The organism is Shewanella sp. MF05913 (assembly GCF_059758095.1).
This window is the reverse complement of record NZ_JCAYNT010000004.1, coordinates 141,408-156,015: the sequence shown is the minus strand read 5'-3', so window position 1 is coordinate 156,015 and position 14,608 is coordinate 141,408. Positions and strand designations below refer to the sequence as shown.

The following is a 14,608-nucleotide window of genomic DNA, read 5'->3' as shown; positions in this document are numbered from 1 at the left end:
CCTAAGCGCCATATTTATTGTTAATCGATTATTGGAATTTACATGTCATTGTTTGCTATTTTGACTGAAGCATTAAACTTTTTTCGAAACCATATCCGTCAGCTGGCAGCACTGACTTTGCCGCTGCTATTAATTCAAGTTGCTATCCAGCTTTGGCTTGGTAATGAAATGTTAACGGCCGACCCAGAAAATCCACAATTTGGCGCATCACATGCAGCGGTTATGATGGTGCTATTGTTAGTATTTTCAGTACTGATTGCCGCCTTAACATTATTTTTAGAGCTGCGCTCACAAGGCCATGAGTTATCGCCTGGACAAATATTAAAAGCCAGTTTACCGTTTGTACCACCGCTGTTACTTGCGGGCGTATTTTCTGGTTTAGCGATTTTAGCGCCTGTAATGATTTTTGCCGCGTTTGGTCCATTATGGTTAATTGGTTTGGTGGTGAGTTTGTATTTGTTTGCCCGTCTAGCCTATGTCAACTTTATGGTCGTGGTTGAGCGTTTAACGCCACTTGAAGCAATTAAAAAGAGCTTTAGCTTTAGCGCAGGTTCAGTAGCATTTAAAACCATTGCCGTATTAATGCTATATGTTCCATTATCGTTATTTGCTGGCGTGTTTACCCAAATGGCAACACAAGTAGGATTTCCACTACAGTTAGTCGTCGAAACCTTATTTGCGTTTTTAGGCTTATTTGTCAATATTGCCTTATTTAGATTGTATATGGTGAATCGCCAACCAATCGATTTGGAAAAGTAACTGAATTAATACAAGGAGAGACCATTGTTAAATGATAGCGCGTTTATTGATGGTTTCTCTGAAAACTTAACTGAAGATTATCGGCTAGCCAAAAGTTATGTCCGCGATATTCCCACCCAAGCGCTGGTGTATATTCGCAGTTTTACCCATAAGCTCACCCGTCAATTAGCTACGCCTCATGGGCTCACATTCACCAGTCCTAATTTATACGACCGTATTGAGCAATTACACCAAGCCAGACTGATTGATCCGCCAGCCGTGCGGGCATTACATCGTTTACGTAGCGACGGTAATCGCGGTGCGCATCCCGAAAAATACCACTTAACCCAAACGCAACTGGTCTCGATTGCAGAAAAATCGATTGAGCATATTTTGCATTTAGTGACCAAACTCTATCCTGTCGTGCATCACCACGTTGCCCCCACTTATACCTTTGAGCCTTTTGATTCGTTTGCGGGGCGAGATCTGTGCTATCGCGCAGTGATGAAGAATGATGCTGAAGCACAGTATTTAGTGGGCATGTCATTAAAAGCCAAAGGCTTAATGCTACAAGAACAAGAGCAAGCATTAGCACAAGCCGCGACAGATGAGTCAACACAAAACAAGCAGCCTACCAAGGGTGAAAACAACACCGCGGCAGAGGCATTTGCTCAAGCAGGTTATTGGTTTGCTTTGTCTTCGCTTCAACATAAAGCGGCAGTATTTGAGCATGGCGTGAGTTTATTGCACGGCTATACCGGTGAGGAAAATAAGAATAAGGGTGAGCAGTTAATCGCTCAGGCCGCAGACAATGGCATTATTGAAGCGCAAGCATTACAAGGCTTTTTCTACCTTGTGGGTAGCCATCAATTTAGCATTGATTTACCTCAAGCAGAGCGCTTGTTAACCCTTGCTGCTAATGCCGAAAATACAGAGGCAATGTCAAATCTTGGGGTGTTGTATTATCAAACAAAGCAGTTTGAAAATGCTTTTTTGTGGATTAATAAAGCAGCGCAAGCAGGTTACCCCAATGCCCAGTATCATTTGGCGCTAATGTTAGCTGAAGGCCTGGGTTGTTCATCGGACTTAGCAGCCAGCGAGCAGTGGATGGCAGAGGCTGCTGAGCAAGGCCAAATTGATGCTATGTTGCATTGTGGTAGTCATATTTTACATGACGACAATGCCAGCCAAACACAAAGGGTTAAGGCTGAAGGCTATCTGCACCAGGCGGTAAAATATGGTCACAATGTGAGTGCCATGATAGAGCTCAGTGTTGCATTAGCCGACGGTATTTTGGGACGTATTGATGTGGTGCAAGCCGCGTATTTACTTACCTTAGCCAAGACTCACGGCAATGACGAACACCTAGAGGTTATTGAACCATTATGGCAATCGTTGGCGATGCAAATCGACAGTGTTATTGAGCTTAATCCGAGTGAAGATGAAATGATTGCTTTGCAACAAGCGAAGTTGTTACTGGAGCCACTTTCAACGAGTTAAAAGGGAGTTTTGTGATCATGAAAAGCACCGACCCTCGTGAAAGCGTTTTGTTGGTTGTATCGATAGCCGCTGTCACGGTTTTTTAGCCCCGTAAAAACCATGGCTCTGCAGCCGTATCCGCTCAAAAAGCAAAGCCTCTGACTATGTAATAACCTTTCACTTCAGTACTTCGTTAATATTGCCGACACCTCTGGTGTTACCCACTTTTCGATAACCCAACGCTTAAGCAAACAATCCGAAAACTTTTGCGGGGTTAATCCGCTTGGTGTTCGAATGTTCTACCTGTCGTTGAGGCCTGGCTTGTTCCTGAGCGCTTAAACATATCAGCATAAGGCGCCGCGGGTTCGCGTTGTACATGGGCGTAATCTTGGTATGCGCGGTCTTGTTCAGCTTGCTGACGACGCAGCATTTTTTTACCTAAAAATCGCAAAGTTATAAAACTGATTAACCCAAACAGTAATAAAAATGGCAATAATGTCAGGGCGACTAAGGTCATAGCAAAAACCATCAGTAATGCCAGAATAGGGTTCATACTCGTCACGTGATGTTTAAAATTAGCGCTGTTAAATGTTTGGTTAACGTTCATGTTGGCTCCTAAATGCGGCTTATCCTGTTGTCGAACAGAGAGTGTTATTGATACTCACTCATTGAACTATTCAGCTGAGAAATCGCGCCTAAATATGTATGATTGTTGAGCATGTAGTGTGCAACGGCTAGACATAATATGTCACGTTAAACTGAGTTAATGTTTAGATATTACTCACTCTTTAGGGCCACAATGACTTGATAAAACGGGAAGGGTAAGGTGCTCTGCCTAATGTGAAACAATTAACACCTAGTGCTCAACGCTTAGCGTCTATTGATTAATCGTTCTGTGATGTTGACTCGGCTTGACTGAATATTCCTTCTCAATATTGGGATGTTGCTGGTACCTGTCCTGGTGCCGAACTTTTGAGGGAAACATGTTTGAGGTGGGGCTTTGTTTGCCTAAATATTTGCGACTTAGCAGTGTCATGCCAATAAAACCCACGATTAAAAACAACAGCAATAATGGCAATAAAATCAGGCTGCCAACAATGATCAGCATTAAACTAAATAAGGCGGTGAGCGGGCGCATTTGGCGCAAGCGTTGACGAATATGCCATAAGTTAATTGAGCTGAACATTGTGGTTCCTTTACCGTAAATAAATTGTCGCTGAAGCGTGAGTAATATTTTGAGTTATGTAAGCCGCAAAAGTTCACCGCGTCAAAGCGTTTTTGTTAGTTTGGCATAACCGTTTGGGTGATGTGGTTGTTGGCAATGGCGTTATCGACACTGTTAAAAATAAGCTCACGAAACCATTGATGTCCAGGCTCCTGGTTATTACGCTCGTGCCATAAAAACACATACGCCATCGGCATAAAATCAAATGGCAACGGGACCGACTCTAATGAATAGAGTTTTTGTGCATGGATGGCAAAGCTCGAGGGAAGAGTAAAAATAAGATCGGTATGTGCACATACACTAGCAGCGCCGTAAAAGTCAGGCACGGTTGTTGATAAGTGTCGATGTAAACCTAAATTAGCTAAATGATAATCAAGCGCCCACCAATCGTTTCCTTCACACCTAACTTGCACATGAGACATGGCTAAGTATTGAGCTTGATCCCAGTTACCCGATTCAATGACCTTTAAAATAGGATGGTTTTTGCGTACTAAACACACCTGATGGTCGTTAAACAGTGTTTGATATTCAATGCCTTCTGGAACATGCTCTATTTTGAAATCGCTTTGTGGATGAATATCTCGGCCCGCAATCCCAAAATCGATTTGCCCTTGCTGTAAATCTTGCATAGACTTTTCTGTCCACACATATGAGTCTAATTTTACAGACGGCGCTTGTTGTAACAATGGCCCGATAAAATATGGGATTAATGTTTCATAGGCACTTTCAACCATTGAAAACGTAAAATGACGCTGGCTACTTGCTGGGTGAAATGTAGGTGGTTGAGTTAACTGATATAAGTTTTGTAGCACAGGCAAGAGTTTTTGCCTTAGCGCTAACGCATGTGCGGTCGGCTTTAATCCATGAGCAGTGCGTTGGAATAATGGGTCATCTAATGCTTCGCGTAGACGATTTAAGCTTTTGCTCACAGCAGACTGGCTCAGGTGTAAGCGATGAGCCGCACGAGTGACACTTTGCTCTTCAAGTAACACTTGTAAAATAACCAGTAAATTAAGGTCAACACGCGCTAAATTATCTAAATTCATCAGATATTCTCAAATGGAAATTCACTTTGGATTTTATATCATTTCTGTTCATACCACCATTTGACATATCATAGCGCTCCATTAAGGGTGACCTTTCGCTTTTTTAGATTAAGAGAAATAATATTATGCATCGTAACCTACTGCCATTATTGATGTTTATGGTGCTGTTAAGCCCATTAGCTATCGATATTTATCTTCCATCAATGCCAACAATGGCGCTTGAATATGGGGTGTCGAACAGTGAGGTTCAGTCTACTTTAGTATTGTTTTTATTTGCTATGGGTGTTGGCCAGATATTGATTGGTCCATTAGCCGACCGTTTTGGTCGTAGACCCGTCGCCTTGTTTGGTATTGTGCTTTACGGTATTAGCAGTTTATTGGGCGCATACGCGGTTGAATTTGAACTGTTACAAGTGGCACGAGTGTTTCAAGGTTTAGCTGCATGTTCTACCTCTATTGTGGTGTTTAGTGCCGTGCGTGATTGTTATGACCGCAAGCAAAGTGTGTCGATATACAGCTACTTAAATGGCGCTATTTGCGTGGTACCTGCGTTAGCGCCCACTTTAGGTGGTTTGCTAGCATTACAGTTTGGCTGGCGCTCTACTTTTATCTTTATGGCTATTTATGCGGTAATCGTATTGTTTATTGTCGGTTTTCGTTTTCCGGAAACGCGTCCACTTAACACCGACAGTACCGGTCCGCTTTACCGTTGGGGGCGCTATAAGCCGGTAATTGGCGACCCGCATTTTATGTTTTATGCTTCATGTTGCATGATCGCGATGGCCTCTATTTTATGTTACGTGTCTTACTCGCCTGTGTGGTTAATTGGTCACTTAGGTATTTCAGAGTTAATGTTCAGTGGCCTATTTGGCTTAAATGCCCTGGTTAACGTAGTGGCTTGTTTTGCAGCGCCAGTATTGATTAAACGCATTGGCAACCGCCCTGGTGTCGTAGTGGCATTGTCGCTAATGGTGTTAGCGGCTGTGGTTGAAGTGGTATTACAATTAGTGGGGCCAGAGCAAGGCATTGCTGCTGCTATTGCCTTTATGGCACCGATGATGTTGCTATGTGTTGGTTTTGCCCTATTGCTTGGACCTGCTACTAGTATGGCGTTATCGGCTTTTGGTGAACGCGCGGGGACTGCAACAGCAATGTTAGGCTGTATTCAAATGAGCGGCGCATCGATTTTAACCGCACTTATCCAGTTAACAGACATACCTGCACCTTATGCCATTGCGATTGTGATGGGTGGATTTTGCAGTGTGTTGCTCGCCATGATGGCAATGAACCGTTTAAGCCATCTGCACCAAGAGCAACTACAACACGATTAATTAAATAACCCGAGCTCAGGTTAAATATTAGTAATATCACCTTTAACCCGCAGAATGCTAACCACATTCTGCGGGTATTTTTTTCTCAATACGAGGTTGCTTAGAAGCGCGCGTTAACGCCTACACTAAAGTTAGTTTGTGAGTCGTTCTCATATTCGCCATCGAAATTTGAATGGCTAAGTGAGAATTTAGCTGAGAATATATCGGCAAAACGCCATGTATAGCGTGTGTTTATGCTAGTAGATGTGTCTGTTTGGTCAATACTGCCTACATCGTCATAATTGGTACTACTGAAATAATAATGAGTATCAGTATTACCTTGCTCAATAACAGCACCGACAGACCATGAATTATTAATATACCAATCAGCATTAATGGCAACATTATATCTGTCGTAAGTAATGTTCTGCTCAGAATTGCTGTTTGTTACTTGCCCTTGGTCATTAGTGTTGGAGTTTGAAAAACGATCACTATATTGCTCATCGCTGTAAGCCAATGTACCTGTAAGCATCACTCCAACGGTTGATTGCAGTGGAATAAAGTGCTCATAAGTTAAACGGAAAGCATCAAAGTCATTACTGTAATATCCTTCAGAGTTATAGCTTGCAGATGTAAAGCTTGCTGCTTTAGATTCAGACATAGTGCTGTAACCTAGGGTTAAAGCTGAATGGTCTGTGAAAAAATACCCTAGATTGACAGCGTATATGGTGAAGCTATCAAGAGTGGTAGAGTATTCATCTTCCTCAAAGTCTACCTGACTCACTTCTGCATTGATAAACCAATTAGAGTCAAAAACATATTGGCCAGAAAGTTCATATATATCATCGAAATCAGAAGTAGAATAACGTACTGCAACCTTTGACCCTTGGTGAAAAAAGTCAGCGAGCGCATAGGGCTTGTCTGCTTGTTCAACTGCTTCAAAATAATAGCGATAATTAGCGTTCACTAGACCATCCGATTCACCTGATGAGTCTAAGAAACCTATTTCAGCCTCGTGGTGATAGGCATTATCTTGAGCTGCATAAACCGAACTTGTAGAAAGCGTGAGCATTAAGGCAATAGACCCAGTAGTCATTGTTATTGCCTTAGTTGTAGTCATAACTCTTGTCATAATAGTGGTTCTTCCTTGAGGTGGTATCATCAGAGTGCGATATACTGGATTGCACTTTACAAAATTGCAACATAAATAAGATTAAATATGAGCAGAAGTTATTGTATTAATTGCCAATACCCACAGTCAGCTTGCATTTGTCATGCAGTAACACCGACAACAACAGTTACTGACATTATTATTATGCAGCATCCATCTGAGGTGGATCATGCTAAAAATACCGTCAGGTTGCTCAAACTTGCATTGCCACAAACTCAGATTTATGTCGGTGAAACCGCAGATGATTTTGCTGAGTTGCAAGGGTATTTAGCCGCGCAAACTCGGCCTGTGTTTATTGTGTACCCAAATGATCACAGCAAAGCGGCGAGTGAGGTTGAAGCCGATGATAAAGCGATTATTGTGTTAATTGATGGCACATGGCGCAAAGCGTACCGTATGTTGCAGCTTAACCCCTGGTTACTTAACTATCCGTCACTGCACCTTGAGTGTGAAGATGAGTCGCAATATGTGATCCGCAAAGCCAAACGCAGCGACAGTTTATCCACCCTCGAGGCTGCGGCTTATACCCTAGCAAGTCTGGAGCCTGGCGCCGATATCACGCCAATATTTGCAGTGTTTAACGCAATGGTGCACCATAAGTTAACCGCTATGCCAGCGGCAGTTCGTCAGCGCTATAATAGCGATAAACTTAAGGGATAGGACTCAAAGGATAGTACTTATGAATATTCGCCTTATTGGAACGATTTTGTTAATGTGCGCCGCCAGCGCCTTCACGATACATGCTTACGCTACTGACAAGCCGCATAAAAAAATGACCTTGGCAGAAAAGGGTGAACAAGCGCGCATTGAATCAGCTGAGCTTGAACAAACCCAATTGCAAAAAGCCCGTGATGCCGCCAATGCCACCGCTGAACGCGAACAAAAAGTGTTAGCAAAGCAGGAAGCAAATGACTGGGAAGCGCAGCAGCTCGAAAAAGCGCAAACGCAATCAGAGCAACGTTTAACCCGCGAGCAAAAGTACTTACAGCAAGCGCAAGAGGCTGCGGCGCAAACTCGTAAAATCCCAAAAGAAACCAGCGACCCAGCGCAGTCTGAGTAGTTACCCTATTTGTCTTGTTTTGGAGTGTTGTCTTTGTCGTCCTGCCCATTGTGTCATCAACAAACCTTTGCTTTTCATCAAGATAAAAATCGTCACTATGTACGCTGCCAACACTGTCATTTAGTGTCGGTACCTGCGCAGTTTTATTTAGATGAAACAGCAGAAAAAGCCCAATATGACTTACACGATAATGACTTTGCCGATGCCGGTTACCAACGGTTTTTGTCGCGTACACTCACGCCACTACTTGCTCGCACCGGGCTTAATGCCAAAGGCTTAGATTTTGGCTGCGGCGAAGGCGCCGTGCTCAGTCAAATGGCTGCAGCCCAAGGTGTTAGTGTCGTTAATTATGATTTGTTTTATCACCCTGATACTCAGGTGCTTAATCAGCAATATGATTTTGTGTGTTTAACCGAGGTGATAGAACACATTGCCGATGCTCATCAGTTAATAGAACGCTTAAGCCAGCTGCTGTTACCCGGCGGCATTTTAGCTATTATGACTAAGCGGGTGCTTGGCTTAGAGGCTTTTATTAATTGGCACTATAAAAGTGACCCAACCCATATTAATTTTTACTCAGTCGAGACCTTTGAATGGCTGGCACTGCAACGGGGGTGGCAACTTGAAATCATCGACAATGACGTCGTATTTTTACAGCTACCATCCATATAAATGGCATGTTGCTTAAGTATGTTAATAAATAGATACAATTGCATTTAGGGTAAATCGGTAAAACAGTTAACAAATGAGGCGTTTCAGGGTAGTTTTGTTGCTCAAATAACAATAAAAATGGACCTTACATGCGCCTGACCACCCTCGCTTTCATGCTTGCCAGTGTATTTGCTAGCAGTGCTTACAGCTCATCTACCTTGGCCAGTGTGCCTAATGCTGCAGAATTAACCGCTCAAGTCGAAAGCAAGGTGATTGCATGGCGCCGCGATCTTCATCAACATCCTGAATTATCTAATCGTGAGTTTCGCACCAGTAAAGTGATTGAGAAACACCTCAAATCACTCGGGCTTGAGGTGCAAACGGGTATTGCGCACACCGGTGTAGTGGCGATACTGAAAGGCGGTAAACCTGGGCCATTAATTGGTTTACGTGCCGACATGGACGCACTGCCCGTTACCGAAGTGGTTGATTTACCTTTTGCTTCTAAAGCCACTGACACTTATCGCGGCCAAAAAGTCGGTGTAATGCATGCCTGTGGTCACGATACGCATGTCGCGATGTTAATGGGGGTGGCTGAAAACTTAGTTAAGGTTAAAGACAGCTTGGTCGGAGATGTGATGTTTATTTTCCAACCGGCCGAAGAGGGCGCGCCAGAAGGTGAGCAAGGCGGCGCTGAGTTAATGCTAAAAGAAGGCTTATTTGCTAAGCGCAAACCGGATCAAGTGTTTGGTATGCACGTTACTTCAAGCATGCCTACTGGAGTTATTGGTTTACGCTCTGGCCCTGCAATGGCCAGTGAAGATTCATTTAGTATTAAAGTGACGGGTAGGCAAACTCATGGCTCGCGTCCTTGGAGTGGTGTTGATCCAATCGTGGCGTCAGCACAAATTATTAATAGTGTTCAAACCATTATTAGTCGTCAGGTCGATATTACTAAAGCACCTGCAGTTGTCAGCTTTGGCGCCATTAACGGCGGCATTCGCTCAAACATTATTCCTGATGAAGTAGAGCTTATTGGTACGATTCGCACCTTCGATCAGGATATGCGCGCCGACATTAAAATTAAGCTGGCTGAAATTGCCACTAATGCTGCCAAAACCCTTGGCGCTACCGCAGTGACGGAGATCCAATCAGGTTATCCAGTCACCGTAAATAACCCTGAGTTGGTCAGTAAAATGCGCCCAGTGATAGCCTCTGTCGTGGGCGACAATATGCTGATTGAACCGGGATTAATAACCGGTGCAGAAGACTTTTCTTACTATGCGTTAGAAACCCCAGGGATGTTCTTCTTTTTAGGTGTCACACCAACAGACAAAGATATCAGCCAGGTAGCCAGTAATCACTCACCTGCATTTTATGTTGATGAAAGCGCGCTAAAAGTAGGCGTGCAAACCATGACCCAGGTTGCCTTAACCGCACTGGGCGCTGCACAATAAACCCATTTTGATTCACCATGGACAAAAGCTCAAGGAGCAAGATATGACCCGTAAACTCATCGCTTTGTTGATGACATTAGGCGTGCTAAGCACGCCAACCGTGTCGGCAACACAGGCTGAAGACATCAATAGTTTTACCTTAGACAATGGTATGAAAATCATGGTGCTTGAGGACAACTCAATCCCCAATGCCAACATGTACATTTTTTGGAAAGTCGGTTCGCGCAACGAAGTCCCGGGCATTACCGGTATTTCGCACTTTTTTGAACACATGATGTTTAACGGTTCAAAAAAGTTTGGCCCTAAAATGTTCGACCGCACCATGGAAGCTGCTGGTGGCGCTAATAATGCTTATACCAGTGAAGACTTAACCGTGTATACCGATTGGTTCCCAGCCAGTGGTATCGAAACGATTTTTGATCTTGAAGCCGATCGTATCGCCAACTTAGACATTAACCCTGAAATGGTCGAAAGTGAGCGTGGCGTTGTGCAATCTGAGCGCACCACAGGGCTTGAAAACTCTAACTGGCGCACCATTCAAGAAGCCCTAAAAAGCGTGGCATTTTCAGCGCATCCTTATAGCTGGTCGGTTATTGGTTATGAGTCAGACATTGCCGCATGGACCCTTGAAGATTTACAGCAATACCATAAAACCTATTACGCACCAAACAATGCGTTAGTGGTGATTACTGGTGATGTAAAGCTTGCCCAGGTAAAAGCTTTGGCTGACCAATACTTTGCGCCTATTCCTGCTCAGGCACCGCCAAAAGCCGTGCGCACGGTAGAACCTGAACAAAAAGGTGAGCGCCGTGTGTTTGTTAAAAAAGAATCGGTAAGTACGCCAAACATTATGTTGGCTTACCATGTGCCAGCCACAAGCCATGCAGACTACTATGCATTGGACTTATTAGCCTCAATGTTAAGCGAGGGCAACAGCTCACGTTTTTACCAATCGTTAGTCGATAAGCAATTAGCCGTAGCCGCTGACACTTATATGCCAATGTCATTTGACCCAAATCTATTTTATATCTTGGGCGTGGCCAACGCGGGTGTGGATGCCGACACGTTAGAACATGCCCTTATTGAGCAAATTGATTTAATTGCCAGCCAGGGCGTAACTCAACAAGAGCTGGAAAAAGTCAAAAATATCAAGTTAATGGACTTTTATCAGACCATGGAAACCATTAACGGTAAAGCCAACACCTTGGGCACCTATGAGCTGTATTTTGGTGATTACACCAAACTGTTTAATGCCCCAGAAGCCTATAACAAAGTGACTCCTGCTGATATTCAGCGCGTAGCACAAACCTATTTAATTAAAGCAAATCGTACAGTCGGTGTGCTCGCTGCGACTGAGGAGTCAGACAAATGAAAACCAGCACTCATTCAAAAATGACCTTGTCGTTATCGGCCATCGCCTTAGCGTGCAGCTTAAGCCTAGCCGGCTGCGCAGCAACACAAAATACTACTGCAGACCCAGTCGCGACAACCCCAAGTTTTGTGATGCCAAGCTATCAAAAAATCACCTTAGATAATGGTTTAACCGTTAATTTAATGGTGCAAAAAGAAGTGCCATTAGTCACCCTTGATGCAGTAATTAAAGCCGGTGCGGTTAATGACACCACCTCAGGTTTGGCTTACTTAACCTCGCAAAGCTTAATGCTAGGCGCTGGAGGTCAATCTAAAGCAGATATTGAACAGCAACTGGACTTTATTGGCGCGAGCGTGAATACCAATGCCGATGCAGAAGGTACTTACATACGTGCTAACATGATGACCAAAGACATCGACAGTGTCTTAGCCATTTTTAGTCATGTGATCCGTCAACCAGACTTTGATACCGCAGAGTTTGATAAGCTTAAACAACGTGAAATTGTCGGCTTATCGCAACAAAAAGAAAGCCCACGGGCAGTGATTAGCCGCTACTTTAGCAAGCTGGTTTTTGGTCAACACCCCTATGCTAACCCAGCGTCTGGCAATAGTGACTCTATCGCTACCATTAACGCCAATGAACTACGAGCATTTCACAAAGGTTACTATCAACCCAATAACATGACTATTAACGTGGTTGGAGATTTTGATGTTACTGAGATGACCGCCAAGCTCAATAAAGCCTTTGGTGATTGGCAGGTCACCGAAACCGTGATGCAACCTGATCTAAGCCAAGACTTGCCGAAGCTAACAAAGCCAAGAGTGTTGTTAGTCGACAAGCCTGATGCCATTGAAACCACGTTTTTAATTGGTGGTGTTGGCATTCGTTACGACAATCCTGATTATGTGGGTTTAACCGTGGTGAACACCATTTTAGGTGGCCGTTTTACCTCATGGTTAAATGATGAGTTACGTGTCAATGCTGGACTAACCTACGGTGCACGTTCTGGTTTTAGCCCTTATTCACAGTCTGGGTTATTCCAAATTAGTACCTTTACTAAGTCGTCGACTACGAAAGAAGCCATCGATTTAGCTTTGCTGACGTATTCGCGTTTGTGGGAAAAGGGTATCGATCAAACGACGCTAGACTCAGCAAAAGCATATGTTAAAGGGCAGTTCCCACCTAAATACGAAACCAGTGGCCAACTTGCTGGGTTACTGTCTGACATGTATCTATATGGCATGAACGATGACTTTATTAACCAATTCCAAGCTAAAGTGGATGGTTTAACATTGGCTGAAACTCAACGCTTAGTGACACAATACTTTCCGCAGCAAAATTTGCAGTTTGTATTAATTGGTAATGCTGCTGAGATCGCCGATATTGCCGCACAATACGGTGAAGTCACACAGGTGAATATTACCGATACCGGTTTTGGTCAGTAGCAATTATTGCACTTTATTATTGACCTCAATGTGAGGTAATCAATAAACATCAAATGGCTCACTGGTTTTTGCAAGTGAGCCATTTTATTTTGAGGTTAGGTTAGACTAAAATTACAACTCATTCGTTGAGGAATTATGATGAAAAGCCGCTTATTGTTATTGCTCGCCGTTATGAGTATTACGCTGCCCTTGAGTGCGATTGCTGACAAGGTTGCACTGGCAGAGTTATGCCCGCTGCTGGTGGGTGAGTGGCAAGGCACCGCAGCAAATCCTGCATTAGACCCAATGGCAGTAACGACCTCGATAATGTGCTCGGCAGATCAGCGCAATTTATATATCAGTGTGAGCCGTGGTAGCCGCTTTTCAAACAGCGAAACATGGTGGTTTAGGCAGCAACAAGAGACCGTTTTATTAGTTTATGGCAATGGCGTGACGGAAGATGTCACCCAGCAACTGACCTTATATCAACAAGCGGATAGCTTTTCATTTTTAGGCGAAGGTGAGATTAATCAGCGCCCTGCATTAGTGCAATTGCAATTCGACCCCATTAAGGCGAATATCCAACAACCTCAAGGCGGTTGGCAATGGCAACAAAGCGCTCATTATCTGGATGATGACAGCGAACAATATCAAGTGGTTAGAGCACTAAGTTTGCTTAAGCCTTAATGGTCTTGTACCGATTTCGGCTGGTTTATAGCATCAAAAAGTAAGCTGCGAATCCCGCCCAACTTAGCAGTAACAGCCCCAGTAACACCCAAGCCAGAGACGTCATTTGTGAGTATGACTCATTGTCGAATGAATCAGCGTCATCACTTTCATGATCGGTATTCTTGGCTTTTAAACGTTGTTTACGCGCTTTATCTCGGTCGCGAGATTTGGCTTTTTCGCGTTTTTTATACTCAGCGATACCCTTTTCAATTCCGGCAGCAATCAGCTTAGTTTGCTCTTTGCTTTGCCCTGGCTTTTGAGTCGCTTTTGCCATGGAAAGCGCATCGTTTTGAGTTTCTGGCGACGGTGTTTGTTTCATTATTCTGCGCCTGCAAAACCAAGTTGTCGCCACGCTTCGTAGCTAATAATCGCGACAGAGTTAGACAGGTTTAAGCTACGGCTACTCGCCGTCATTGGGATGCGTAAACGTTGCTCTAGTGGCGTGGCGTTAATAATGTCCATTGGCAAGCCGCGAGTTTCAGGGCCAAACAGTAATACATCATCTTCTTGAAACGCGATTTGGGTGTGCGGACGACTGCCTTTGGTGGTACATACCATGATGCGCTTTCCCGGTATAGCCGCTAAAAAGCTCGCATAGTCTTTGTGACGTGTTACTCGAGTCAAATCGGCATAGTCTAACCCGGCTCGACGGAGTTTTTTCTCTTCTAAATCAAATCCCAAAGGTTCAATTAAATGCAGCTGTGCACCATTGTTTGCGCATAAGCGAATAATGTTTCCGGTGTTTGGGGCGATTTCTGGTTCGTAGAGTGCGATATGAAACATAGTAACCTTAAGGCTTTGCGAGGCTTAAAAACAAGATTAAATTATACCTCAGCAGAAGGGTAGCGTCATCCACGTAAGATCATCGTGACCTTATCGTGAGGTAATAAACATGGGTAGGGCGATAGCGGCGTTGTCGCGATAATATTCTAGGTTGTCAGTAAGC

The 14,608-nt window shown here is 43.9% G+C and carries 16 protein-coding genes; 10 read left to right on the top strand and 6 right to left on the bottom strand.

Annotated elements, in window-relative coordinates; translation table 11 throughout:
- Positions 1-42 precede the first annotated feature (42 nt).
- Positions 43-759, top strand: a complete 717-nt coding sequence (locus AC19MV_RS07765) for a hypothetical protein (protein WP_160051977.1) — start codon at positions 43-45, stop codon at positions 757-759.
- A 24-nt stretch (positions 760-783) separates the two neighbouring features.
- A complete protein-coding gene (locus AC19MV_RS07760) occupies positions 784-2,238 on the top strand; it encodes a DUF4145 domain-containing protein (protein WP_498306794.1) in 1,455 nt (484 codons plus the stop codon).
- 253 nt (positions 2,239-2,491) lie between these two features.
- On the opposite strand, the gene AC19MV_RS07755 is transcribed toward AC19MV_RS07760, so the two are convergent.
- The 3 genes from AC19MV_RS07755 to AC19MV_RS07745 form a co-directional block, all read right to left on the bottom strand.
- Positions 2,492-2,824, bottom strand: coding sequence for a hypothetical protein (locus AC19MV_RS07755; protein ID WP_498298138.1), 333 nt, complete (start codon positions 2,822-2,824; stop codon positions 2,492-2,494).
- Positions 2,825-3,094: 270 nt separating this feature from the next.
- Positions 3,095-3,403, bottom strand: coding sequence for a hypothetical protein (locus AC19MV_RS07750; RefSeq protein ID WP_432400570.1), 309 nt, complete (start codon positions 3,401-3,403; stop codon positions 3,095-3,097).
- Between the two features lie 95 nt (positions 3,404-3,498).
- Positions 3,499-4,488, bottom strand: a complete 990-nt coding sequence (locus AC19MV_RS07745) for a LysR family transcriptional regulator (protein WP_498306792.1) — start codon at positions 4,486-4,488, stop codon at positions 3,499-3,501.
- Positions 4,489-4,613: 125 nt separating this feature from the next.
- Here AC19MV_RS07745 and AC19MV_RS07740 point away from each other — a divergent pair, with 125 nt between their 5' ends.
- Positions 4,614-5,819, top strand: a complete 1,206-nt coding sequence (locus AC19MV_RS07740; RefSeq protein WP_432400566.1) for a multidrug effflux MFS transporter — start codon at positions 4,614-4,616, stop codon at positions 5,817-5,819.
- A gap of 100 nt (positions 5,820-5,919) precedes the next feature.
- Here the strand turns inward: AC19MV_RS07740 and AC19MV_RS07735 are convergent, their stop codons facing one another.
- Complete coding sequence (locus tag AC19MV_RS07735; protein WP_498306790.1) at positions 5,920-6,894, bottom strand: hypothetical protein; 975 nt, start codon at positions 6,892-6,894, stop codon at positions 5,920-5,922.
- 123 nt (positions 6,895-7,017) lie between these two features.
- Between AC19MV_RS07735 and AC19MV_RS07730 the strand changes: the two genes are divergently transcribed.
- From AC19MV_RS07730 to AC19MV_RS07700, 7 genes are all read left to right on the top strand, one after another.
- Positions 7,018-7,629, top strand: a complete 612-nt coding sequence (locus tag AC19MV_RS07730; protein WP_498306789.1) for a tRNA-uridine aminocarboxypropyltransferase — start codon at positions 7,018-7,020, stop codon at positions 7,627-7,629.
- Between the two features lie 19 nt (positions 7,630-7,648).
- On the top strand, positions 7,649-8,029 hold the full coding sequence (locus tag AC19MV_RS07725) for a hypothetical protein (protein ID WP_498306787.1): 381 nt from the start codon (positions 7,649-7,651) through the stop codon (positions 8,027-8,029).
- Positions 8,030-8,062: 33 nt separating this feature from the next.
- Positions 8,063-8,701 carry a class I SAM-dependent methyltransferase gene (locus AC19MV_RS07720; protein ID WP_498306965.1) on the top strand — a complete coding sequence of 213 codons (639 nt, stop codon included), beginning with the start codon at positions 8,063-8,065 and terminating at the stop codon, positions 8,699-8,701.
- Positions 8,702-8,853: 152 nt separating this feature from the next.
- The gene (locus AC19MV_RS07715) at positions 8,854-10,137 is read left to right on the top strand and encodes an amidohydrolase (RefSeq protein ID WP_498306964.1); all 1,284 of its coding nucleotides are present in this window, start codon (positions 8,854-8,856) and stop codon (positions 10,135-10,137) included.
- 43 nt (positions 10,138-10,180) lie between these two features.
- The gene (locus AC19MV_RS07710) at positions 10,181-11,509 is read left to right on the top strand and encodes a M16 family metallopeptidase (RefSeq protein WP_432400552.1); all 1,329 of its coding nucleotides are present in this window, start codon (positions 10,181-10,183) and stop codon (positions 11,507-11,509) included.
- On the top strand, positions 11,506-12,954 hold the full coding sequence (locus AC19MV_RS07705) for a M16 family metallopeptidase (RefSeq protein WP_498306785.1): 1,449 nt from the start codon (positions 11,506-11,508) through the stop codon (positions 12,952-12,954). The genes AC19MV_RS07710 and AC19MV_RS07705 overlap by 4 nt, the downstream gene beginning before the upstream one ends.
- 135 nt (positions 12,955-13,089) lie before the next feature.
- On the top strand, positions 13,090-13,620 hold the full coding sequence (locus tag AC19MV_RS07700; protein WP_498306783.1) for a hypothetical protein: 531 nt from the start codon (positions 13,090-13,092) through the stop codon (positions 13,618-13,620).
- Positions 13,621-13,645: 25 nt separating this feature from the next.
- Here the strand turns inward: AC19MV_RS07700 and AC19MV_RS07695 are convergent, their stop codons facing one another.
- On the bottom strand, positions 13,646-13,981 hold the full coding sequence (locus tag AC19MV_RS07695) for a DUF2956 domain-containing protein (RefSeq protein WP_498306781.1): 336 nt from the start codon (positions 13,979-13,981) through the stop codon (positions 13,646-13,648).
- Entirely contained in the window at positions 13,981-14,445 is a 465-nt protein-coding gene (gene trmL / locus AC19MV_RS07690) for a tRNA (uridine(34)/cytosine(34)/5-carboxymethylaminomethyluridine(34)-2'-O)-methyltransferase TrmL (RefSeq protein WP_498306779.1), read from the bottom strand. The genes AC19MV_RS07695 and trmL overlap by 1 nt, the downstream gene beginning before the upstream one ends.
- Positions 14,446-14,608 lie beyond the last annotated feature (163 nt).